The 23,557-nt window shown below is 62.6% G+C and carries 19 protein-coding genes; 10 read left to right on the top strand and 9 right to left on the bottom strand.

Annotated features, from left to right (window positions below):
- Positions 1-36: 36 nt before the first annotated feature.
- Positions 37-900, bottom strand: a complete 864-nt coding sequence (locus ASF45_RS08105) for a DUF1805 domain-containing protein (protein WP_156472896.1) — start codon at positions 898-900, stop codon at positions 37-39.
- 337 nt (positions 901-1,237) lie between these two features.
- On the bottom strand, positions 1,238-2,440 hold the full coding sequence (locus ASF45_RS08100) for an ABC transporter substrate-binding protein (RefSeq protein ID WP_056659733.1): 1,203 nt from the start codon (positions 2,438-2,440) through the stop codon (positions 1,238-1,240).
- 647 nt (positions 2,441-3,087) lie between these two features.
- On the opposite strand from ASF45_RS08100, the gene ASF45_RS08095 reads away from it, so the two are divergent.
- Complete coding sequence (locus ASF45_RS08095) at positions 3,088-3,696, top strand: hypothetical protein (protein ID WP_156472895.1); 609 nt, start codon at positions 3,088-3,090, stop codon at positions 3,694-3,696.
- A gap of 169 nt (positions 3,697-3,865) precedes the next feature.
- Here the strand turns inward: ASF45_RS08095 and ASF45_RS34335 are convergent, their stop codons facing one another.
- Positions 3,866-4,252, bottom strand: a complete 387-nt coding sequence (locus ASF45_RS34335; RefSeq protein WP_082550889.1) for an H-NS family nucleoid-associated regulatory protein — start codon at positions 4,250-4,252, stop codon at positions 3,866-3,868.
- Between the two features lie 366 nt (positions 4,253-4,618).
- Positions 4,619-4,918, bottom strand: coding sequence for a helix-turn-helix domain-containing protein (locus ASF45_RS34330; protein ID WP_082550888.1), 300 nt, complete (start codon positions 4,916-4,918; stop codon positions 4,619-4,621).
- A 178-nt stretch (positions 4,919-5,096) separates the two neighbouring features.
- On the opposite strand from ASF45_RS34330, the gene ASF45_RS08090 reads away from it, so the two are divergent.
- Both ASF45_RS08090 and ASF45_RS35100 read left to right on the top strand, forming a co-directional pair.
- Positions 5,097-5,495 carry a hypothetical protein gene (locus tag ASF45_RS08090; protein ID WP_056659728.1) on the top strand — a complete coding sequence of 133 codons (399 nt, stop codon included), beginning with the start codon at positions 5,097-5,099 and terminating at the stop codon, positions 5,493-5,495.
- A 29-nt stretch (positions 5,496-5,524) separates the two neighbouring features.
- A complete protein-coding gene (locus ASF45_RS35100; RefSeq protein ID WP_156472894.1) occupies positions 5,525-6,670 on the top strand; it encodes a hypothetical protein in 1,146 nt (381 codons plus the stop codon).
- 186 nt (positions 6,671-6,856) lie between these two features.
- Here the strand turns inward: ASF45_RS35100 and ASF45_RS08080 are convergent, their stop codons facing one another.
- Together ASF45_RS08080 and gcvA are read right to left on the bottom strand one after the other, a co-directional pair.
- Positions 6,857-9,091 (bottom strand): diguanylate cyclase domain-containing protein, encoded by a 2,235-nt coding sequence (locus ASF45_RS08080; protein ID WP_056659724.1) that lies wholly within the window; start codon positions 9,089-9,091, stop codon positions 6,857-6,859.
- Positions 9,092-9,576: 485 nt separating this feature from the next.
- A complete protein-coding gene (gcvA, locus tag ASF45_RS08075) occupies positions 9,577-10,536 on the bottom strand; it encodes a transcriptional regulator GcvA (RefSeq protein ID WP_162243972.1) in 960 nt (319 codons plus the stop codon).
- 211 nt (positions 10,537-10,747) lie between these two features.
- Between gcvA and ASF45_RS08070 the strand changes: the two genes are divergently transcribed.
- Genes ASF45_RS08070 through ASF45_RS08040 form a run of 7 tightly spaced genes read left to right on the top strand, consistent with a single transcriptional unit; the run spans position 10,748 to position 17,889 of the window.
- Positions 10,748-11,623, top strand: a complete 876-nt coding sequence (locus tag ASF45_RS08070; RefSeq protein ID WP_056659720.1) for a xanthine dehydrogenase family protein subunit M — start codon at positions 10,748-10,750, stop codon at positions 11,621-11,623.
- 35 nt (positions 11,624-11,658) lie between these two features.
- Entirely contained in the window at positions 11,659-12,186 is a 528-nt protein-coding gene (locus ASF45_RS08065) for a (2Fe-2S)-binding protein (protein WP_056659718.1), read from the top strand.
- Positions 12,179-14,590 carry a xanthine dehydrogenase family protein molybdopterin-binding subunit gene (locus tag ASF45_RS08060; RefSeq protein ID WP_056659716.1) on the top strand — a complete coding sequence of 804 codons (2,412 nt, stop codon included), beginning with the start codon at positions 12,179-12,181 and terminating at the stop codon, positions 14,588-14,590. The genes ASF45_RS08065 and ASF45_RS08060 overlap by 8 nt, the downstream gene beginning before the upstream one ends.
- A complete protein-coding gene (locus ASF45_RS08055) occupies positions 14,587-15,408 on the top strand; it encodes an alpha/beta fold hydrolase (protein ID WP_056659714.1) in 822 nt (273 codons plus the stop codon). Before ASF45_RS08060 ends, ASF45_RS08055 begins: the two co-directional genes overlap by 4 nt.
- Positions 15,409-15,424: 16 nt before the next feature.
- A complete protein-coding gene (locus ASF45_RS08050; RefSeq protein ID WP_082550887.1) occupies positions 15,425-16,171 on the top strand; it encodes an enoyl-CoA hydratase/isomerase family protein in 747 nt (248 codons plus the stop codon).
- 7 nt (positions 16,172-16,178) lie between these two features.
- Positions 16,179-16,862, top strand: coding sequence for a carbon monoxide dehydrogenase subunit G (locus ASF45_RS08045; RefSeq protein WP_082550886.1), 684 nt, complete (start codon positions 16,179-16,181; stop codon positions 16,860-16,862).
- A gap of 40 nt (positions 16,863-16,902) precedes the next feature.
- A complete protein-coding gene (locus tag ASF45_RS08040; protein WP_056659708.1) occupies positions 16,903-17,889 on the top strand; it encodes a tripartite tricarboxylate transporter substrate binding protein in 987 nt (328 codons plus the stop codon).
- A 1,075-nt stretch (positions 17,890-18,964) separates the two neighbouring features.
- On the opposite strand, the gene ASF45_RS08035 is transcribed toward ASF45_RS08040, so the two are convergent.
- From ASF45_RS08035 to ASF45_RS08025, 3 genes are read right to left on the bottom strand one after another with little or no spacing between them, the layout of a single operon-like run.
- Positions 18,965-20,158: a lipid-transfer protein gene (locus tag ASF45_RS08035; protein ID WP_056659707.1), complete on the bottom strand. Its 1,194-nt coding sequence runs from the start codon at positions 20,156-20,158 to the stop codon at positions 18,965-18,967.
- 40 nt (positions 20,159-20,198) lie between these two features.
- Entirely contained in the window at positions 20,199-21,755 is a 1,557-nt protein-coding gene (locus ASF45_RS08030; RefSeq protein WP_235580853.1) for a long-chain fatty acid--CoA ligase, read from the bottom strand.
- Positions 21,752-22,753 carry a tripartite tricarboxylate transporter substrate binding protein gene (locus tag ASF45_RS08025; RefSeq protein ID WP_056659705.1) on the bottom strand — a complete coding sequence of 334 codons (1,002 nt, stop codon included), beginning with the start codon at positions 22,751-22,753 and terminating at the stop codon, positions 21,752-21,754. The genes ASF45_RS08030 and ASF45_RS08025 overlap by 4 nt, the downstream gene beginning before the upstream one ends.
- Positions 22,754-23,557: the final 804 nt, after the last annotated feature.

The raw sequence follows: 23,557 nt of genomic DNA, 5'->3' as shown, positions 1-23,557 counted from the left end.
AAATGGAAAATTTTTAGAAGATCGCAAACCAGCTGCTCAACTGCGGCTCGCGTTGAGCATGAGCGCAGCGGCGTCGACCGCGCGCATCCCCTCCTTCACGCCCAACTTCAGCGCACTCTTGTTCACCGCTGAGATGATGCCGTCGTTGTAAGTGCTCAGAGCGTCGCCGATGCGCGCACTGTCCGTGGAGACGGTGGCAGCGGGGATGCCGCACAGCTCTTCCACGGCGTCGAGGCCGCTGACGCCTGTCCGATTGAGACCAATGCCTGCGTCGTTCGCGATCAGACCCTTGGGCTTGGCGCGCAACGCGTACTGCGCCATCACTTTGCCGCCGTGGGACGCTACGCAATAGACGTCCTGGGGATGCTCGCCTTCGACGCGCGAGAACGACCACACCGCATAGATCTTTCCCCGCGGCGTCGACAGCACTTCATGGATGCTCTCGTCAACGATGCCATCAAAGTTGATCGGCTTGCCAGCAGGAGCTTTCAGCAAGAGCTTTCCGGCTTCGCCACCCGTCATGCCCAAGCGCACACCCAGGGCCTCGGCCGCCTTGTTGACTTGCTTGACGCGCCCGGTGACCAGCGTCATCCCCTCGGACAATCCTGCCTCCATGGTGTCGATGGAGGCAGCTGGGACCCCGTAGCGGTCGGCTAAGGCCAAGCCACCAGAACCCGCGTTGTCTTTACCAGGACCACCTTCATGGGCGATCCAAGCCTTGACGCCAGGCCGCATCGGCATCGCGCCAGTGGGCGCCCCGGCGAACGACGCGCCAAGTACAACGTCGTTGAGCCAGGGCTCGTGCTCGAAGTAGCTCAACGAGTCCGCCACCATCACCCTGCCATCGGCGCCACCGTCGAACCAAACCGTGGGGCCCATTCCTTGAATCTGATCTGCCATCTCTGCCTTGTGCGTCGTATTACAAAAAGGTCCACATATTATCTAATGGTCTTTCCATTAGGCAAGCGAACTTTTTTTGGGGCTGAGAGACTTCGCTGCGCTAGGCCGTGGCGGCAGCGGTGCCGCACCGTGATCAAAGTGCATGGAGCCGAGAAGAAGCCGGGACTGCAATGGAGCCGATCAGGCGCATGCGATGAGAACTGACGCACCGCAGCGCTGGTCTGGTGTAAGACCACCGGCAGAAGGCGACGCGTTCGGAGCCGCCGGGCTGCCGACGTACGAGATTGCGCGCAGCAGACCGCTCGTGCCGGCCCGTCGGCCAGCACGCGCGCACGGGTCACGGACGAACCGGTGTACCTACGGGACCGAACTGCTTTCCGTCGAATTGGATCAGCTGAAATGCATCGAATAGCTGGTAGTTGGCAGCCGTCGTCTGCATGCTGATCCCGGGGAGCAGCATAGGAAGGGACAGCGACTTGATGCTAGTGGCCTGCTTCAAAATGTTATCGCGTGTGAGTTCATCACCGGCGGCAGTCACAACGTGCACCATGACCTGTGCCATGGTGTAGCCGAGGACCGTTTGCGAGGTGGAGGCGTCCTCGCCAGGCAGGTATTTCTTCATGAAGGCCTTGAACTCCTGCGTAGCGGGGTCGTTCGCCCAGCGCGGATCGGAGGCATCCTTGAAGTAGATGGTTGACTTGACGCCTTTGGCTGCGTCGGGCCCTGCGGGCTCCATCACTGTCTTTACGTAAGCCGACGACGACGCGACGTACTGCTCTGCCAAATTCCAGTTGATGTCTTTGACTTTTTTGATGGCTTGGGCCGCAGCGCGCGGCATGCTGAAGCTCACGAAAACGTCTGCCCCCGAAGACTTAAGCTTTACGATCTGAGAGTCGACGGTGGGATCGGATGACTCGTAGCTGGCTGCGGCGACAATCTGAGCGGTTCCCAAGCCGCTCTTCAGCCCCTCCAGGTACGCCTTTCCCATGTCGTCGTTCTGGTACAGCACGGCGACCTTAGCGTTCGGATTGGACGACTTGATCTTGTTTGCGAACACCCTCCCCTCGGATTCGAAGCTGGGCGTGAACGGCGTGGTGTACGGATAAGCCTTCGGATCAGAAAACTTGGGTGCTCCAGTCAGTAGAAACAGCTGGGGAACCTTCTTCTGGTTGAGGTAGCGGTACACCGCACTGTTGGTGGCTGTACCGAGGCTGCCCATGATCGCAAGGACCTGGTCCTTTTCAACTAGCTTACGCGTCTGCTCGACCGTCATAGGTGGCGAGTATTGATCGTCGTAGCTGAGCCAGACCAATTTTCGTCCGTTTACGCCTCCCGCCTCGTTGACCTTTTCAAAGTAGGCACCGATGACCCTGCCAGCCGCCGAGAACGAAGACGCCGAGCCGCTGTAGGGCATCGTGTTGCCGATCTTCACCTCGGTGTCAGAAGCACCCGCATCGTACTTTTTTGCCCAGGCCATGTTGCCGACACCACATGCGCCCACGCACGCCAGTGCAACGACCGCGTTATTCATCCGCTTCATTGTTTCGTTTCCTACGAAGAAGGGGCACCACCAAGGGTCATTCACCATCGTCAGAACGCGTACCGAGCCCGTCGTCGTCACCAGACCGCAACGGCACCACAGCCATGTTGAGCAGTTCGCGCGCAGCCGGATGCAAAAGATAGATTCTTTACATATTCACTTATGGTCCGACCATTGTTACCTAAGGCCCTTTTGGCCAGCTTAGGTGCTAACCCTTGCTCCAGGGAATCCGCGGTCTGCGTTGAGTTCGAGGTTGATTGGGACGTGACCCAGCGGCGATGTGCCTTGCCTGTGGTCGCATGGGCAACGCCCCGGGCAGGCAGATCTGCTTTCCTTCACCATGGTCATTGAACAGGCGCCGCCGGAAATTCAAGCGGCCGGCCAAGAATGGGCCCCAGGCACGATCAGGCGGGAAAATTTCGCTGCCGGGCTGGCTCCGGATCCGCCAACGTAGCGGCCAGCTACGCCATCCTGGACGATCGCCCGGCCCTCCCTTTCCGGAACCCTCTCTTCGTCGGCTGGAAAAGTAGCGCCAGGCATGCGCTGCCCCACGAGGACCATCAACGTGTGGAACCCTCCGCCGCAGAGGCGCTCCGGCATGAACACCATCCAGCCAGAATAAGGCCGGGCAGGCTCCGTACCAAGCGTTGTCATCTGCCGGCTACCAGAGCAACCGCGACCTGGTTACCGGACCGAGCTTCCTCGCCGACGCATGGTGGATTGCGCCAAGCCACTGTGCAGCTCACCAACGCACTGGTCGCTGCCTCGCCGAGCGGTTCGTGCGCCGGCACCATGACGCGCTCGTCGAGAATGTGGTGATGCGCCTGCGCGCCGCCGCTCCGCACATCATCGACACGGACACCCAGGATCTACCCGCCAGTGCCGATACCTGGATCACCTGCGTGCAGGCCATGCCACACATGGACCCGTCCTGGCCGGACAAGCTGTTTCTCACGCTGACTGTTGAGGGCGACGACTACGTGGTAGGAGATTCCGCATACCTGCTTCAGTCTTTCGAGAGCGTGTCCGTGCCGCCTGGCAGCCTGTTCATCGTTGATCCGATGACGCCGCACTGGCTTTTCCACCCCGATGCCGTTCATGGCCAGGGAAAGCCATCACGCTGGATCGGGTTGCAATGGGAACTCAAGCGAACAGAGGCAGTGGCGCAATGCTCGGCCATCATTCAGCGGCTGAAAGGCAGGTGGCGAAAATCACCCGATGCGCGCTACCGCTCTTGGGCGCCCAGTCGATCTTGACGCCTGCGGCCGTTTCCCAAATTCCCCCCGGCAGGCCGCGGGAACTTACCGCGCGCCGAAGAACCAGCGGGGTCAGGCGTGCGCACTACGTCGGCGCCCGCTCAACGCCCCGTTCGGTCATCGACGGCTGGACCTTCCCCCGCAGTTGCTGACCGTCATCCTGGATGCGTTACACAGCCAGCGCTTGAGGATCCGTTCCGGCTTCCACTGCCGCGACGAACCAAGCCGGCCGCTTGCCGTTGCCCGTCCACGTCTTGCCACTCGCAGGATCCCGGTACTTCGGCACGGATTTCCGAGCATCTCCGGTCGAGCGCACGGTGCCAGCCTTCTTTCTGGCCTTCTTCTCCACCTTCAATCGGGCCACTTTTCTCTTGGAGGCGTCACCGAAAAGCTCATCCGGCGTCAGGCCGTAGACCGCAATCGCCTCACGAATGCGCTCAACAACGCCTGCGAGTTCTTGCTGGCGAACAAACTCGGCCTTCGCAGTCAACTCATCAATCTGCCTCTGGAGTTCCGCAAAAGTGGGGCCAGGTTTTTGGGCTCGGATTCTGGGCATACGGTTAAAAGATGGAATGCAAAGGTGGCGATCTTATTGCTTCGGCCATTCAATTCGCCGACCGTCCAGTGCTTGACCGTGAGCTTCATAGCAGCGACGCGATCGACGCAGGCGATCTAGTGGCCGCCCCAGCTCACCGACTTTGGTGACTTGTGAGGTTCCACCAAGATAGCCATACGGATCGATCGTGCATTGCATAGGGTGGTCGGCAACCATGCAGCCATGGTCTGCGATGCTTCGAGAAGTCGCTGCCGCGACTGCGGACTCTTCGTCTCAATCCGTGCTGACACTCGGAGCAGCTGCGCCGACCGCGTGTGCTGATGGAGTCGTTGGGTCAGCTTGATGGCTGCGCAAGAGGTCTTTTTTCTAACGTTGCTTGGCGTCAGCCGCAGCTGCGAGCTGCGTGTCGAACTCCTCGACCAGCCTCGCGGTGCTACAACCGAGGCCCTTGGCGATCTTCACGACCGCCACGAAGTTCGGCACTCTCTCTCCTCGCTCCAGACGGCCGACGTGCGCCCGTTCGATGCCAGATTCAGTGGCCAACGCCAGCTGAGACAGGCCCACCGAAGTGCGGATCGCAAGCACCGCATCCCCAAAAGCAGCCGCAATCACTGGATCGAACGTGGTTGACCCAAGTCGTCGGCCTGGTGCAAGTCTGTTTGCCATCAGCCAAGAATGCCCGGTGACGTCTAAAAAAACGACGTTTGATTTGACTCATTTGCGTTAAAGTTGTGTCTCGAACACTCGGTGACCGGAAGAACCGACTTAGGCGGGCTCCTCGCTGCACCGTGAGTGACCGTAACCGACCCCGCGGCCGGCGTCCTTCTTCGAGCAAAGGGATCGAATGGCGACCACAGTCAATAACAGCATCCCCGAGGAGTTTGGTGCTGGCGGCACGCCCGATGTGGTGATCCGCCTCCGACCCAACTACGACGACCTGTACGAGCAGGTCGGCAATGCACTGGACATGTGCCGCGTGCCGCTCATCGTTTACGGCGTCGGAGCCCCGCCTCCGCCACCGACCGCGATGACCGTCCTTCAAGCGATCGGTCTTCCGGTCCTCGCCTGCAATGACATCGATCTACCCGACGCCGACTTGCTCCAGGCGTACGCCGAATGGATTTGCACCCCGAACTCCTCGCGGATCAGTGGACCGGACGTCTCGGGTTTGGCCGGTGCTCCGTACATGCACAAGCCCACCCCCCGGCGAAAAGCGAGTAAAAAGATCCGTCGGACAAGTTGAAGCAACATTGCAGCCTTCCAAGGAGTTCTATGGGCCGAGCCTTCGAACGCTTAGGCTACCGCCGACATCGTCTGTACCCACTCGCCGAAGAGTTGGCCAACGCGACGCAGGCTATGGGAAACAACGACCCCGACGCATTGGCGGCGCCGCTCCATGACAAGTTGGACACCGTTGCAGCGGACGCCTTCGAGGACGCCCTCAGCATAGCCGCTCTTGAACTCCGTCAGCGCACGAAGACCGACGAGGCGGTCCAACTGCTGGTATCGACCACGCTCGAAGTGGCCGAATGCGGGCAGCGCGAGGCCGGCGGGTTCACGGCGCGGTTGTTTGGCACCGTGCTTCGATTCGTTGATCAGGCCGATGTACCAAAGGCACTGTCGGAGGGCCGACTCGATGCTGTCGTGCAATCAATGGTACGGCACCGGCTTTTAGAAACCCAAGCCTCGGTTGTCCTTCTGCCGAGGCTTCTACCGCCAAGTCAGGCGCAAGTTCTACTCGCAGGCGACGTTCACGCTTTGCGCCGAAAGCTTTTGAACGGTGATGCCATTGGTGCGAGGCGTGTCGCGGAGCGACGTGTGCCGCCCCTCCCCCGAGCCCGTCCACCGGGGGAGATACGCGGCGGCGCTGTTGCACTGCTTGTCGGCGTCGCTAGTGCAAGCAACGGAAGGGCATTCCCGTTGGGTGAACAGCTAGCAGCACAGGCTCGGCTCGGCACTTCTCAAAAGCTCCTTATCGCAGCAGGGTACTTGCCGCCCCACTTGCTGAACGACATGAATCGGGCACTGGCCGATTTCAGCGCCGAAGTGGGACCAACACTGGGACAAGGCGCAGTGCGTGCGGTTCAGCCACCCATCGCCTTTGCTCAGGCAAGCATGTATGCCTCCCACCTTGAACGATCAGACAGTGCGCTTGTCGAGCTCCAGCATGTAGCACAAAAGGATGCGGGCGGGCGGATGGACTTATTGACCGTTGGGCAGCCTGCGATTAGCGAGCAAGGCCTTATGGTGCCGGTGTTCCGCAGAACTGGCGGCGGGCCGGTTACTCTTTTTTGCTGGCCCGTATCGCGATATGAGCCACCGCGCGATGCCATGATCCAAATGCTCAGCTTCCTGCATGCGCATGGTGTTGAGTTGGAAAGGGACCGCAGTGTGGCCACCGCGGGACCGCTGCATTGAACGGGCCGGTCGCAGCTCGACGGGCTATTTGCGGGCACCTGCCCGGCGCTATTGAGGATCGGCCGATAGCCAGAGCTTGCCGCTGGCAAAGAGCCACCCGGCCAACATGCGGCCGGTAGGCCCATCGCGATTGTCACGGACCAGTCTCGGGCTGCAGGCCCCGAAGCGCCTTGTGCAGACCCTTCTTCAGCCGGCGGTGCCGTCGGAAGTGCTTGCGACGGTGATCGTCCCTTTCTCACGGCGCTTGCCTTGCAGCATCATGTGATCGGCGCGGTCGAGGAGCTCTGCTGCGGTTTCGTTCGGCGAGGAAAAAGCCACGCCCATAGTCGCCCCGACGTGTGCGAAAGTGCCATTGACGAAGACCGGCTCGCGCACAGCCAGCCTCACACGTTCCAGAACGGCCAGCCACTCTCCTCCCTCGATACCAGTCAGGACCAGGACAAACTCGTCGCCTCCGACGCGTGCCGCGGTATCGGACGCCCGCAAAATGCTTAGGAGCCTGCGTGCGATCTCCTTTAACAATGCATCACCGACATCGTGCCCGAGGGTGTCGTTGACAGCCTTGAAACCATCGAGATCCAGATAGCAGATCGCTACGCGCTTGTCCTCACGCCGGGCGTTGCCGAGCGCTTGCGCTAGCCGATCTCCCAACAACAGACGATTGGGCAACTGAGTGAGCGGATCGCGGAATGCAGCGTGCGCAAGATGGTCGTGCGCCTCCTTTGTGGAGGTGATGTCCATGGCCATTACCAAAATGCAGTTTTCCGCGAGCTCTACGGCTCCAAAATCGACCCAGACCGCCGAGCCGTCCTTCCTCATCATGCGCAACTGCGTGCGGTACTGGGTGCCGGCCCTCAGAACGGCATACGCCTTTTCGCCGACGAGTTGGTGCGTGGCATCGTCCCAGTAGATCACGCGAGTGGCGCGATCTGCCAGTTCACCTGGCGCATAACCGAAGACGCGTTCAAAGGCTGCGTTTCTCCAGATGAACCGCCTGCCCTCAACCTTGGCCATGCCCAACAGCTCATTCTCCAGCATCGCGGTCTGTTCACGCACAAGGCGCCTGATGGCGGTGACATCCCGTGCAGAGCCGAAAACCAGCAGCTCTCCGCCGATCTGCACGGCTCTCAGTTGCAGGTCGACGTCGATGGTCGAGCCGTCGTCTCGGCGATGCTGGACTTCGACCCTCTGATGGTCCCTGTCCTTCAGTTTGGAGAGCCAATGCGCGATGCGCTCGCTGTCCTGGTTCGCGTCCCATTCCGAGATGTGCCTTCCCAACAGCTTCTCACGGGTGGAGCACAGCATTTCGGCAAAGGAGTCGCTCATCTCCACCAGGATGCCCTTGCTGTCCATGATGTGAATGCCGTCGCCGGCGATCCGCAGCAGAACTTTGGTGCGCTCCGTCTGGTCAGCCGCCGCTTGCATGCCGCGGGCCAGCCTGACGCTCGAGCGGTAGGCCGCAAACGTCGCAAGGACGACGAGCACCCACAGGAAACCAGCGAGCAGGGAGTGCGCCCACGCCTGGTTGCGCCAGGCTTGGAAGAATTGACGATGGCTGACCCCAGCATAGACGGCGAATGGCCAATCGCCGACCGCTCGATATGCAGTGGATCGCATCTCACCGTCGATGGGGACCTTTGAGACGAAGAACCCGCCGGCGCGATTCGCCGTGGCGGCTTGCTTCAGCTCGTCGGAGACAGCTATCTCGCCAACATGGGGAAACGCTACAGCCCCCGGGGAATGGCGAGCTACAAGTGCGAAGTCGCGATTGCGCAGCGTGACAGCATCCCCCTCACCAAGGTCGTACTGGCTGAACAGCTTTTGAGAATGCTCCACATGGACGCTCACATACAGGACGCCTGCGAACTCTCCGTCGATCTTGAGCGGGCGAACGAACGCCACTACCCAATTTCCAGAAACGCGTGAGAGCACGGGACCCGCGACGATCGTCCCATCATCCCGATGTCTCTGCGCCTCCTTGAAATACGCTCTGTCCGACACGTCCATGCGGGAACCTAGCGGCAGCCCGGTTCCCCACCGGACCAATCCAGACTTATCGGCCAGCCTGAAGGCCTCGGCGCCCAACATCAGCTGCAGTCGTGTTTGCAATATTTGATCGATCAATGGCGACGCTGCTTCGTCTCCCGGCCTGAGCCGCTGTACCTCGTCCGCTGTTGCCCGGACGACCGCATCGATCAGTTTAAGCTCGCTGCTCACGTTCGCTTGTGCGATGGCGGCAATGCCTTCGACCAGGCTCTGCGCTTGGACCCCGTACGATCGCCTCGATGCGGTGTGTACCGCAACCATCAATGCCAGCAGAAGGACGGCGATGGCAGCATTCGCGCCGACGAGCAGAGTGGATAGGTCTCTCTGGTTCTTGGAAAGACGATCCACAAGCATTTGGGTGTTGCTCAACGGCATCGTATTTGTCTCCTGTCAAACCGGTCCTGTCATCGCAGTTTCTGGTTGAGCCGCCCGCGTTCTCCTAGCACCTGTGAGCCGTTGGAATAGCATCGTCCGGACCTCGCTGGCGAAGGATCGCTACCCGTGCCATGCCCCGTTCGGGGTTATACCGCGGGTCTCTCGGTGAGTTCGGACTCATCGTGCCGCTGGGATTCGGTTGCATCGCGGCGCGTGTTCCTCAGCTGACCAAGGACGGTGCCATCGAGTTGCCGGTCCGGTCCGCCTCCTGGTCCCTTTGTGCTCGATCACCTCAAGGAACTCGATCGCCAAGTCGAGGAAATCAATGAGGTCGCTGCTTGTCTTGGCCCGATCCCACGGCAACACTCATCGAGGGGCGCGGATGGCTGGCAATGCGGCAGCTGTAACGAAGGCCGCTTCTCCGGGCCAGGGATCGCAGCACTTGCGGCGACCCACACTCGCAGCTGACGCCTTGGTGTTCGAGACTATCCTTGCCCGATTGGCAAATCGCTGTCTTTCGATGGGGTCAAGGATTCATGCGCCCATGCCATGATGGACCGCTCGGTGCTGCGCCCCTCTTCGATGAGCCAGTCGCGGAATTCGGCAATGAGAAGGTTGTGCGCAGAAGCAGGGGAGGTGTTCGCGTAGTAGCGCCTTTCCATGGCCCCGTGCAAGCCGAAGGGTGCGCAAAGACGCCCCGCGGCGATGTCATCGGCCACCAGGAACAGCGGCACCAGTACCACACCAAGACCTTCGGCAGCGGCCTGTAGCGCAAAGTACATCTGCTCGAAATGCAGAGTGCTGGCTCCTGATAGCCCGGATAGCCCCACCGCGTCGAGCCAGACTGGCCAGCCATACGGCTCGGTGGCATAGCGGATCAATGTCTGGCGGGAAAGATCCTCCACGGTGCGCAGCCGACCCGCCGCGACGATGTCGGCGTGACAGACCGGCACGATGGTCTCCGTCATGAACGCCACGCAGTCGCAGTGGCTCAGTGGCTCGAGCGCTCCCCGGATCGCCACGTCGTAATGGTTCTCCTGGAAATGCACCGGCGCAATCGACGTTGTCAGCCGCACCTCGACGCCGGGCCGCTTGCGCTGAAAACCTGAAATACGTGGGATCAACCAGCGCATCGTGAAGGTCGGCGGCGCACTGACGTTGATCGTGCTCGGCGCGGCCTGCTCCGTGACCTGCGATGTCACGACGGACAGCCGATCCAGCAGCGAGGTGACCTCGGCCGCGTAGCTGCGTCCCGCCTGCGTGAGCGCGAGGGTCGACGCGCTCCGATGGAACAGCGCGGTGCTGAGCCAGTCTTCCAGGAGCGACACCTGACGGCTGATGGCCCCATGCGTGACGTTCAACTCTTCGCCCGCCTTCGTGAAGCTGATATGGCGCGCGGCGGCTTCGAATGCCTTGAGCGCATTCAGCGGCGGAAGCTTTCTCATCATGGTCCCTCAATGTTGCAGCGCCTAACTACGCCGCACGGTGTGATTTTTTCTCTCGCTCCCGCAGCTTTGGTCGATTGCGACCACATCGCCTGAAAGCCAGAATTTTCGCTTACTAGAGCTGCAAAAGGGCAGCGGGTGCAAGAGAGATTCCCTCCATGCACGTGAATTTTCTTGCAGCGGATGCGCAACTCACCGTCACCTTGATCCCATGAAAGCAGCTCCATTCGAATATGTCCGCGCCGAGTCGCTGGAACACGCGCTTTCGTGCCTCGCCGAGCACGGCATGGACGTCAAAGCCATCGCCGGCGGCATGAGCCTGGTGCCCATGATGGCGATGCGCCTGGCGCGCCCGGCCGTGCTGCTGGACATCAACCGCCTGTCGGCACTACGACAGGTCCGCATCGAAACCAGCCATGTTCGCATGGGCGCCACCACGCGGCAGCGCACCGTGGAGGACGATGCCGACATCCACCGGGCGCTTCCCCTGGTGCACGACGCCCTGCGCTGGGTGGGCCATGTGCAGACGCGTAACCGCGGCACCGTCGGCGGCAGCCTTGTGCACGCCGATCCATCGGCGGAACTGCCGCTGGCCGCGACGGTGCTGGGTGCCGTGCTGACCCTGCAAAGCCAAACGGCGGGCATCCGCCGGGTCGAGGCGCAGGACTTTTTTCTCGGTCCCATGTTCACCGCGACCGGCGAGACCGAATGCCTCGTGGAGATCGAGTGGCCCGTCTGGGCGGGCGACGTCATCACGGCATTCGACGAGACAGCCATGCGGCACGGTGACTTCGCCATGGCGTCCGCGGCCTGCCAGCTGCAGGTGGACGCGCAGGGCATCTGCCGCCGTGCGGCCTTTGGCCTGGGAGGCGTGGACGGCACGCCGCGAGCGTTTCCCGACTTGGCCGCACAACTGGTCGGGCACCGCATCGACCAGAAGGTCGCGCGGGAGATCGCGAATGCGGCCGTCCGACAAACCACCCCGGGCTCCGACATGCACGCCGATGCCTCGTACCGCAGCCACCTGGGCGTCGTGATGCTGACACGCGTCCTGCTGCAGGCGGCCACTGTGCCACGTGCCCAGTGAGCCAATCCGCCAACGTCAACACAGGAAAGCCAAGCATGTCTTCCTCTCTCATCACGGTTGAAATCAAGGTCAACGGCGTGATTCAGCCGCGCGCCGTCGAACCGCGTACCACGCTGGTGGACTTCCTGCGCGACCACCTCGGCCTGACTGGCACTCACGTCGGTTGCGAACACGGCATCTGCGGAGCCTGCTCGGTGCTCCTGGATGGCGATCCGGTACGCGCCTGCTGCGTGTTTGCGGTCCAAGTCGATGGCATGTCGGTTACGACGGTGGAAGGCCTGGCGCCGCAGCGTGGCTGCCTGTCGAACATCCAGGACGCGTTCTGCGAGACCCATGCCCTGCAATGCGGCTATTGCACGCCGGGAATGCTCATCGCCTGTCATGCGCTGGTTGACAGGGTGCCGCAGCCCTCTGAAGCCCAGATACGCGACGCCATCGGTGGCAACCTGTGCCGTTGCACTGGCTACCAACAGATCGTGGACGCCGTCAAGCTGGCCACAACGCCGGGCTACCAGGTGAAGGACACGCGCCACGCCGCCATAGTGGAGATGCGCCGTGGCTGATCCCAAGCACCCCGCCTATCAGGCGTTCAAATACATCGGCAAGCACCGCCGTGCTGTGGAACACCGCCGTTTCGTGACCGGTCAAGGTCGCTACGCGGCCGACGTTGTACCGGCCGGGCTGCTTCACGTGGCCATCGTTGCGAGTCCTTATGCCAGCGCGCGCATCCTGTCGATCGACACATCGGCTGCTTTGGCCATGCCGGGGGTTCATACCACGCTGACTGGCGAGGAACTGAACGGCGCGGTGGATCCGATGCTTCCGGGTGTGGACGCACCAAAGGTCGCACGCTACCCACTTGCGCGCGGCATGGTGCGCTATGCCGGTGAATGGGTCGTTGCGGTGGTCGCCGACTCGCGAGCCCAGGCGGAAGACGCCGCGGAAATGGTGATGGTCGAGTACGAACAGACGCCATGTACCGTGGACCCTGAGGCCGCCATGGAGCTCGACGCCCCACGGGTCCATCCAGATCACGGCAGCAACATCATCTGGCACCGCAAGTTCACCTGGGGCCCTGTGGACGAGCACTTTGCATCCGCAGAGCACCAGCTCAGCTACAGGGTGCGCTGGGCGCGGAGCTCCACGGTGCCGATCGAAACGTTCGTCGCCACCTGCAGTTGGAACGATGCCACGCAAATCTTGGACGTGTGGGCCTCCATCCAGATGCCCAAGTACCCTGACCTGCTGGCCAAGTGCTTGCGCTTGCCCGGCAACGGCGTGCGCGTGCACTACGACGTCGACGTTGGAGGCAGCTACGGCGTCAAGCGAGGCCTGAAGCACACCATCTTGGTCGGCTACCTTTCGATGATGCTCGGCCGGCCGGTGCGCTTTCTGGAAGACCGACTGGAGAACATGCGTGGCGGCGACATGCAAGGCCCCGACCGCATCTTCGATGTCACGCTGGCCTTCGACAGCAGCGGCGACATCCGCTCGATGCGCATGCGTGCGGTGGACGACATCGGCGCTTACTCTGGCCGCTCGCCCTTGCAGCTTGGTAAGCCGGTGGGTGCCATCGTCGGCCCTTACCGCATTGCCAGCGTGGAGTACGACGCGTACTCGATCCTTACCCACAAAACGCCGCAGGAAGCGGTACGTGGCTTTGGCCAAGCACCGACCAACTACGCGATCGAGTCCGGCATCGACAAGGTCGCACGCTTCCTGGGCATGGACCGGGTCGAGCTGCGCCGCAAGAACCTGATCCAGAAAGACCAGTTTCCCTACCTCATCTGCAGCGGCACGACGTACGACTCCGGCGACTACGAGGTGGTGATGGACAAGGCGCTGGAGGCCGCGTCGTATCACGAACTGTTGCAGCAGCGCGACGCACTGCGGGCGCGCGGACTGCTCGCAGGGATCGGTGTCTCCACCTGCCTGGAGCCATCGGGCGGCAACTCTGCCTTCGAGCCTCTATTCAATCCCAAGAATGAGACGACGACCTGGATGGATGCGTGCCTGATCCGCATCGATCTGAACGGCGCGGTGACCGCGTTGATGGGCACTTCGAGCTCGGGCCAAGCGCATGAGACGCTGGTGTCGACTGTGATTGGCGAAGTGCTGCAGCGCGAGCCCGACAGCGTGCGCGTGCTGCATGCCGACTCCCTGAATGCGCTGCCTTCAAACAGCCCGGTCGGCAGCCGCATGGCCATCATGCTGGGCGGCGCCGCCGCCGGTGCGGCCAAGATCCTGAAGGCAAAGCTGATCACCATCGCCGCCCACAACATGGGCGTCGCCGAGGACGACATCACCTATGAGGATGGCGATGCCTTTGTCACCCTCGAACCAGCGCGCCGGCTGCGCTGGGACGCGCTGGTCGAGATCGCCCACCGCAAGTACCACTGCATGCCCGACGGCATGGAGCCCGGCCTGCAGGAGAAGTTTTGCTGGGAAGTGCCATCCGGCGGTCGGATGCCTACCGAGGATGGGCGCGTGCAGATGTACCCCTGCCACTCGTTCGAGTCGCACGTGGTGCTGGCCAGCATCGACGCGGAGACCGGCAAGACCACCCTGCACAACTACGCAGTTGGCCACGACTGTGGCGTGATGATCAGTCCAGACGTCGTGCACGGCATGACCTATGGCGGCGTGGCCCACGGATTGGGCGCGGCGCTGCTGGAGAAGTTCGCGTTCTCCGACGAAGGGCAACTGCTATCCGGCACCTTCATGGACTACCTGCTGCCCAGTGCACAGGAGGTTCCGTCCATCACCATCGTGGACCACTGCACGCCTTCGCCGCTGACAGTGTTCGGACAGAAAGGTTCGGGCGAGGCCGGCTACCTCGGCAGCCCAGCAGCCATCGCGGGGGCTATCAACGATGCGCTGGCGCCCGCCGGCGTCTCCATCGACGAACTACCGATGACGCCGCAAGCCGTCTGGCGTGTGCTTCGTGCCGCCAAGGAGCAAGTATGAACACCCATCAAATCGAACGCCGCACGGTGCGTGGCCACCAAGGCGAGGTGTCGGTTGCGTTGCAAGGCAATCCCCAGGGCACGGCGGTCGTGCTGACGCATTCCATCCTCTCGTCGGGAGCCATGTGGGAGGCGCAGGCCGCACTCCTGGCCGAACGTGGCTGGCGGGTGCTGCGCATCGACACCACCGGCCACGGCCATTCGCCGGCACCGTCCGGGCCCGTATCGATGGACGGGCTCGCCTCCGATACCGTGGCCGTGCTCGACGCACTGAGCATCGCACGTGCGCACTACGTGGGTCTGTCGCTCGGCGGCATGAGTGGCTTCGGCTTGGGCATCCACCATGCGGACCGTGTGCTGAGCTTGGTGCTCTGCGATGCCCGCGCCGACGCGCCGCCGGCGGTCGCCGCGCCATGGGACGAGCGCATCGCGGTCGCACAGGCGCATGGAACCTGTGAGCCGCTGGCCGCGCCCACCATTGCGCGCTGGTTCGGTCAGGACTTCTTGGCCGATCAACCCGCCGCCTGTGAGCGCCTGCGGTCAGTCGCGGCCTCGACATCGGTCGCAGGGTTCGTCGGCTGTGCCCGCGCGATCCAGGGCCTGGACTATCTGAACGATGTGGGTGCCATCCGATTGCCCACAACACTCATCGTCGGCGCAAACGACGGCGTGCTACCGGCCGCGATGCGGGACCTGCAGACGCGCGTGGCCGGCTCGGTGCTGGTGAGCGTTCCCAACGCCGGTCATCTGCCAAACATCGAACAGCCGGACCTGTTCAACGCCTTCTTGCTCAGCCACTTCGCCAGGCTCAGCTGCTGATTTTCCACCCCGCACCATGGAGACATTGATGCACCAGCACCTTCTTATCGACCAGCAGGACCGCCTGTTGACAGTCACATTGAACCGCACCGAAGACAACGGTGTTTCGGACAGCATGGCTTCAGCGCTGTCGCAGCTACTGCTCAACGCGCACGAGAAAGCTGACGCCGTCGTACTGCGCAGCGCTGGCCCCGACTTTTGCACGGGCCGTATTCGCGATGCAGGCCCGACGCCAGCCGCTGCCGAGGCCTACACGCGGCGAGACGAGTACGACGGCATCTTCGGCAGCTACCAAGCCATGCGCGGCGCCAAGGTGCCGATCATCGGCGTCATTGAGGGGCGCTGCATGGGGTTCGGCACCGCGATCGCATCGCTGTGCGATGTGAGCTTTGCCAGCGACCAAGCGACGTTCAACATCCCCGAGATCGGCCACAACGTGATGCCGACCATGGTGATGTCCGCGGTGTACGACCGCATGAACCGCAACGCCATCCTCTGGATGGCGTACTCCACAGATTTCATAGATGCCCAGCGGGCCCTGGCCTATGGGCTCGTGAGCCACGTCGTCCCGCAAGCGCAGCTCGACGCAGAGGTCATGCGATTCACCGGCGTGCTGCTGTCGCGCCCGCGCCCAGCCATCCTGGGCCTGAAGGAGTACCTGCGTGTGGCCCCGCGGATGGACGAGCAAGGAGCCAACGACTACGCACGCAGCCTGCACTCCATGGTCAACACCTCCGCCGCGATGAAGAAGAAGGCGCATTGAGGCCGCCATGGAAATCACTGGAACCCAAACCATCGCCGCTCCGCGGCAACGCGTGTGGGATGCGCTGAACGACCCGGACATGCTCAAGCGCAGCCTGCCCGGCTGCGAATCGGTGCTGCGCATCACGCCGGAGGAGTTCAAGGTGGTCGTGGCCGCGGCTATCGGGCCCTTGCGCGCGCGCTTCAACGGCGTGCTGCGCATGGCCGACGTGCAAGCGCCCTCGTCCTGCACCATGGTCTTCGAAGGACAGGGCGGCGCGGTCGGCTTCGGCAAAGGCAATTCGTCTGTGAGCCTGACGGAGACCGACGGCCAGACCGCGCTTTCCTACACCGCTCAGGCGCAGGTCGGCGGCAAGCTCGCCCAAGTTGGATCACGGCTCATCGACAGCGTGGCCCGCAAGATGGCCGATGACTTCTTCAAGGCGTTCAAGGCGCAGTTGGCCGAGCCATCGACGTCGCCCATCGCCCCGCCGGCAAAGGCGGCGGAGGTTGAGGCCAGACCAGATGCCGACACGGTCACAGCTGCTGTCCGTAGCGCCACCGTCACCGTTCCGCCCGCCTCGGCCGCCGCGGTTTTTACCGAAGCTTCGCCAGCAGCGCCCCCCCCGACCATGGTGCCCGGCTGGTGGCTTGGCGTTGCGGCTGCCATCGGATCGGCGGCCACTCTCGTCGGAGGCGTTCTCGTGCGCTGACAGAGCGCATTCGACGCCGAATACCACATAGGAGACAGCCATGCAACATGCAGGCATCAAAAGGCGATCCGTGATCCTGGCCGCCGCGGCCACCGGTCCCACCACCGTCGCCCTGGCGCAGTTCGGCAAAGGAGCTCGGGTCGTCAAGATCATCGTCGGCTTCCCACCGGGCCAAGCCACCGACATCGTGGCACGCCTACTGGCTGACAAGTTGCCAGGGATCACGGGCGCCAACTACATCGTCGACAACAAGCCCGGTCAAGGAGGAAGCCTCGCGATGGGGATCTTGGCCAAGTCTCCAGCGGATGGCAGCGTGATGATGCTGACGCACATGTCAGCCGTGGCCACCAATCCACACCTGTACAAGTCGGTTTCCTACGATTCGCTCAAGGACTTCGAAGCCGTTGGGCTCTTGGGCGACCTTCCATTCGTTCTGGTCAGCCATCCGTCCTACAACTTCAACAACTTGCAGGACATGATCCGCTACGCAAAGGCCAATCCCGGCAAGCTTACGCATGCGTCATCAGGCAACGGCACCGTCTCGCACCTGGCGATGGAGGAGTTCAAACGTCGCGCCGGTGTAGACATCCTCCACGTTCCTTACAAAGGCAGCGGCCCGGGTTTAACCGACGTGGTTGCGGGACAGGTGTCGGTCGCCCTGGAAACCGCCGCAGCGGTTCAGCCGTTCGTGCAAGGCGCACGACTCAAGGCGCTGGGCACTGGGACGTCCAAGCGGCTGAGCATGATGCCGGACGTGCCAACCATCGACGAACAAGGCTTCCCTGGGTTCAGTGCATCCACATGGCTGATGCTGGTCTACCCAGCCAGTGCCGACAGGCAACTCGTAACGAGCACGTTCGAGGCCGTGGGCAAGGCGATGCATACGGCGGAGATCGATGTTCGGATGCGTCAAATCGGAGTCATCCCGCGGTTCAGCACCAGTCCGGCCGAGGCAGCCGGCTACATCCGCACCGAGCACGCGCTTTGGGGCGAAGCTGTTCGCAAAAGCGGCGTACGGCTCGATTGAAGCAGATCAAACCTGCGGTCGATCAAGGTCTTACAAAGTGGCCGCGGGTCTTCCGAGTCCGAGCGACAGTGGTGGCATGGAGACTGAACCGCGCAGAGGTCGCAGACATGTCGCTAGAGGGCACCAGCGTCAATGCGCATCCCGATGGCTAGGGTGATCGAAGAAGACATTCCGCAATCCGCCGGTAAGCTCCGTGGCGGATGAAGCACCGAGACCTCGCCTACCTGCTGCAGACGGGCACGGCGGAACTTGCGCGCTGTCGCCGGGTAAAGCGCACGAACTATTCAAGTCTCGATTTACTCGGGCGCTGGGCAGGCCGAATCGGCGCTGCACTAGTTCATGGCTAGCGCCTATGAATGCAACGAGACTCGACAACTTACGCTTGACCGCAGACAAGGGCAATGGGCCCATCGATTGGAAGAGGGCGCAGCCGCCCCAACCGGGCCGGCGGACGCGCGCTCAATGCGTTCGGGAGAGAGGCGCAATGGGTGGGGGCAGTAGAGAGCCTAACGGTCGGTTGGCGCGCCCAACCGCGCGCAGAAACATTCGGTGTTGTTGGACATCTGCACGGCAAGCAGTCGAGCGCGAACTTGCCACGACCTGAGCGCAATGTCGCACGCCGAACAGGCAGCGCTTGTCGCGGGCGAGCTGGAAATGACCTCAGCCTGGCATGGCACGAACAGCCTTGTACGCCGGTCTGCAGCTGTTGCCGCCGCTGACGTATCAGCTTTGCCAACCATTCATGCACCGGCACTGCACCGGTCGATGCATCTAGCTCGGGCACATCACCGGCGCCGGCCATCGCCCAATACCGCAAGCGTTGCTGGTCGCGCGGCGGATGGCGGCAACCCAAAGCACGATCACGTCCGCAACGGGGCTTAGGCCATACATCTTCAAGCCGAACAGGAAGTCGTGAAGCACCGGCATGCCGTCGGCCGCGCTTGCAGTGGCCTCGTCCCAGATGCGGCTGGCTTGTCGCGGAGGGGCAAGACCGTACCCGGCAAGCTTGGTGTCCGCCGATTTCGTGACCGGAACACGCCCCGATCAACCAATCGTCGACGGGATCACTTGGCCCCTACACGCGTTGGTACAGCGTGACGACGCAGGCCCCGCCAAGCCCCAGGTTGTGCTGCAGCGCCACCCGCGCGTGCTCAACCTGACGTCCTTCAGCCTGACCGCGCAACTGCCACACCAGTTCTGCGCATTGCGCCAGGCCGGTGGCTCCTAGCGGATGCCCCTTGGAAAGCAGGCCGCCCGAGGGATTGACGACATAGCGGCCGCCGTATGTGTTGTCTCCGTCCAGCACGAATTGCTCTGCCGTTCCCGGTGGGGTCAGGCCGAGCGCCTCGTAGGAGATGAGCTCGTTGGCCGTGAAGCAGTCGTGCAACTCAACGACGTCGACGTCCTCGGGACCAACGCCCGCGCGCTGGTACACCGAAGCCACGGCCCTTGCGGTCATGTCGTAGCCCACCAGCTTGCGCATGTCGTCGCCCGCGAAGCTGTCAGGCCTGTCTGTGGTCATAGCCTGGGCGGCAATCGCCACGCGCGTATCGATCCCGTGCTTGCGCGCGAAGTCGGACGAACACACGATGGCCGCCGCAGCACCGCAGGTAGGTGGGCAGCACTGGTAGCGCGTCAGGGGCTCGAACACTTTGGGTGAGGCCATCACCTCTTCAAGCGAGAGCTCCTGTCTGAACACCGCCAGCGGGTTGTGCGCCGCGTGCCGGCGGGCCTTGACCGAAATGCGTCCGAAGGTCTCGGGTTTAGTCCCGTACTGCGCCATGTAGTCGCGTCCGGCGCCGCCGAAGAACTGCGCAGCCCGCGGAGTTTGGGGTTCGTATCCCTGGTGCTCGGCCATCGTGTCGGCAAAGCGCTGCAGAGGTGAGGGGCGGTCTTCGAATGCCCCTTTCAGTGCGCCGGGAACCATTTGGTCCATACCCAAAGCCAGAGCGCACTCTACTGCCCCGCTTTCCACTGCCTGGCGTGCCAGATACAGCGCGCTGGAGCCGGTGGCGCAGTTGTTGTTGACGTTGACAACCGGGATGCCACTCATCCCGACGCGGTATAGGGCTGCCTGGCCTGCGGTGGAATCGCCATAGACGTAGCCGACGTAGGCTTGATCGACGAGGTCGTAGTTCAGCCTCGCGTCGTCGAGCGCGAGTCTCACGGCCCGCGCGCCCATAATGTCGTAGGGCTCGCTGGCGCCAGGCTTAGAGAACTGAATCATGCCGACGCCCACGACATAAACGGCGTGATGCTGGGGGTTCATCGATCTACCTTTGAAGAGCTGGGGATAGAAATGGAAGGCATTACGCCGTTGCGCGGGACACGTGCTCGTCCCGCAGTCGACGCTTCAGAACCTTGCCAGCGGCCGACAGTGGCAAACCGTCGACGAAGTCGACCGTCTGCGGGCATTTGTAGCCCGCCAAGCGCGTGCGGCAGTGGTCGCGCAGGGACTGGCTGTCCGCATGGGTGCCCGGCCTCAGAACCACGACCGCATGAACGGCTTCACCCCATTGGGCGCTCGGTACGCCGATCACGGCGCATGCAGACACGGCCGGGTGCGCTATCAGCACCGCTTCGACTTCTGCAGAGTAGACGTTCTCGCCGCCGGTGATCACCATGTCCTTGAGCCGGTCTGCCACGTAGATGTGACCCTCTTCGTCGCGCCAGCCAGCATCACCTGTGTGCAGCCAGCCCTCGCGCAAGGCGGCGGCAGTTTCGGCGGGCTTGTTCCAATAACCCTTCATGACGGCCGCACCCCGCAGCACGATTTCACCGACGGTGCCCGGCGGCACGTCGCAGCCTTCTGCATCGAGGATGCGAAGTTCTGCCCCAAGACCGACTCGTCCCACGGAGCGCGACCGCTTGCCCATTGCTTCGCGGTCGGCTACGGTGAACGGCCCCAGCACGCTCACTACCCCCGAGCTCTCGGTCATGCCGTAGGAACTGCAAAAGCCAACGTGCGGCAGCGCCTGCATGGCTCGATCAAGCAAGGCAGGCGGCATCGGGGACCCACCGTAGGAGAGCCTTTGCAGGCTGCTCAGCCGACCCGCGTCGAACGTAGGTTCCTCCAGCAGCATTTGCAGCATGCTAGGCACAAGCACGATGTCCGTCACGCCATGGCGCTCGATTGCCTCGATGACGGCGTCCGGGCGGAACCCCGGCTCGATGACATTGCTGGCCCCCAGCACAAGTTGCATCACGAGCCGGAACAGGCCCGATACATGGAAGAGCGGCGTCACCAGCAAGACCACCGTGTCGCGCGGGCTGAACATTTCCGCCAAACGAGCCGTGGCCCCGCCGCAGAGGTTGGCGTGCGAGAGCATCACGCCCTTGGGCGAGCCGGTGGTACCGCCGGTGTAAAGAATGGCTGCCAGTTCATCATCGCCCCGTCGATCGTCGGTGATTGCGCTGCTGGAACTCACCAGCGGCTCGTACGGAATGATTCCCGCAGCCGGTGATGCGTCGCCAACGTGCACAACGTGGCGCACATGCGTTGCAATGGAACGAATCTCGTCGACGAGCTGCAGGAGGAAGTCATCCACCACTAGCACGGCGGCGGCGCAGTCTGCGAGCGAGTACGCCACTTCGCCCACACTCCAGCGCGCGTTCAGTGGCACCGCGACAGCGCCTACCCACCAAATTCCGAGCAACAGCTCGACATAGCTGTCGGAGTTGCGCGCAAGGATCGCGACACGGTCGCCGGCGTGAACGTCCAAGCCCCGCAGCATGCCGGCGACGCGGCTGGCGCGCTCCGCCAGTTGGCGGAACGAGCGGCTTCGGCCTGCGCAGATGGTCGCAGGCTTGTCCGGGACCTGCTGCACTGCCCTGTGCAGTACTTGGGTGAGGTAGATGGCCGTCATTCCAGCGTGATCCCCAGTTCTCGCATGGCTGCCTTTTCTCGCTCGAACTCACGCGCTGCGGATTGCGTGTAGGCCTCGCTGTCCAAGTACTCAGGCACCTGGTCGTTCTGCTCCATTACACGAACGTAGGCCGGATCCTCCATGGCTTTGCGGAATGCGTCGTGAAGGCGTGCCGCGACCGCGCGATCCATGCCGCGCGGACCGATCAGGCCTATGGCCGAGGTTACGACGATGTCGTATCCCGATTCTTTCAGTGTCGGGATCCGCGGCCAGCGCTTCAAACGGGCTTCGCCCATCGTTGCAAGGACGCGGACCTTGCCCGATTCGAGCATCGCCCCCCAGCCAGGGTCGGAATACATCGCAATGTGACCGCCCAGCAGCGCGTTTGCCTCTTCACCCGTTCCCTTGAACGGCACGAAATTCAGGCGTACTCCAGCGGCCCGGGCGAGACGCTCCATGGCAACGTGTCCGCTGCTGCCGCGACCGATCGCGGCATATGCGATGGCGCCGGGCCTAGCACGGGCGTCATCGAGCATGTCTTTGAGAGACTTCCAGGGAGCATCGTCGCGCACGACGATTCCGAACGAGTAACCGCTTAGGCCAATGAGGTAGGTGAAGTCTTGCAAAGGGTCGTAGCTCACCCGGCCGAGGTGCGGATAGCGCAACAGAGTGGGCACGGCCAGTGCGATCGTATAACCATCGGGAGCCGCACTGCGAGCCATCGCCGCAGGCGCGAGCGTGCCGCCGTTGCCCGGCCGGTTCACAACGACGATTGGCTGCCCCAGGTCCTTGGAGGCCGAAGCAGCGAGCGCGCGCAGCTGCACATCGGAAACACCGCCGGCGGGAAACGGCAGGATGAGCGTGATTGGACGCAATGGAAAGGCATCGGCCGCAGATGTCGGCACGGCGGCCAGCAGCGTGCCAACCGAAGCAAGGGCGAGAAGCAATCTCCGGCCAAGCGGTTTAGAGAAGCGTTGATGTCTTGTGATGCGGTGCATAGTCGATCCTGTGAACCGTTAAGAAGGCGCATAGATCCAGCGCACTGCAGCGTATGTCTTACGAATGGAGATAGCGAGACAGGAATGCTCATACGGCATGAGGTTTACTGACACATCTGCGCTGTCAGTCCTTCTTGGGTCAGATGTCCGACTCCCATCCCACGTCCTTGCCCGTGAAGCGCGGCGGTGCCATGCGGACACTTGCCATCCAGCGCGCGTAGGTCACCCCTGGAAACCACACCCCATAGCGCTCACAGCACAGCGGCTACCCTCTCAGTCGATTGACTGAAACACAGGATTGCCGTTCAGTGCAACGGAAGAGCAAGCAAGGTGCTGCCGAAATGACCATCACCGATGCGTTTTTTGCGTTCTAGGGCCCCACAGATGCTGGCGCCTTGGTGCCGAATATTGTGGGTGGGCCATTGAATCGGCGCTCAGTAAGCCGTGGGCGCGACGCTCGACAGATTCGCAGCCGGACAGGACTCTTTTCAGGATTGGAAATCGTTCAGCGCGTCCGATACAAGGCAACGCCGCGAAGCGATGGTTTGGCCTCCGCGATTCAATAACCCACTCGCCAGCCTCTTTTTTCATCGTGCGGACGTTCGCCTTCATCGAGCGCAGGCTGCGCGCATAGGCGATCGCGCGCAGCGCATTCCTACGTGTGCCCAAGGCACTGCCGAGCTGCTCACTGCCAGTCACTGCAACTGGCAAGGGCTGCACCGAGGTGACGGAGCGCCGTTGCCATCTCTGGCTAGGTCCCTCTCGAAATGACGCCTTGACCCTTCGCACGCGGTTGCCGCTGCG

It is taken from the genome of Pseudorhodoferax sp. Leaf265, assembly GCF_001422365.1.
GTDB lineage: Bacteria > Pseudomonadota > Gammaproteobacteria > Burkholderiales > Burkholderiaceae_C > Pseudorhodoferax.
The sequence above is the reverse complement of the archived record's forward strand: the minus strand, read 5'-3'. Positions and strand labels throughout refer to the sequence as shown.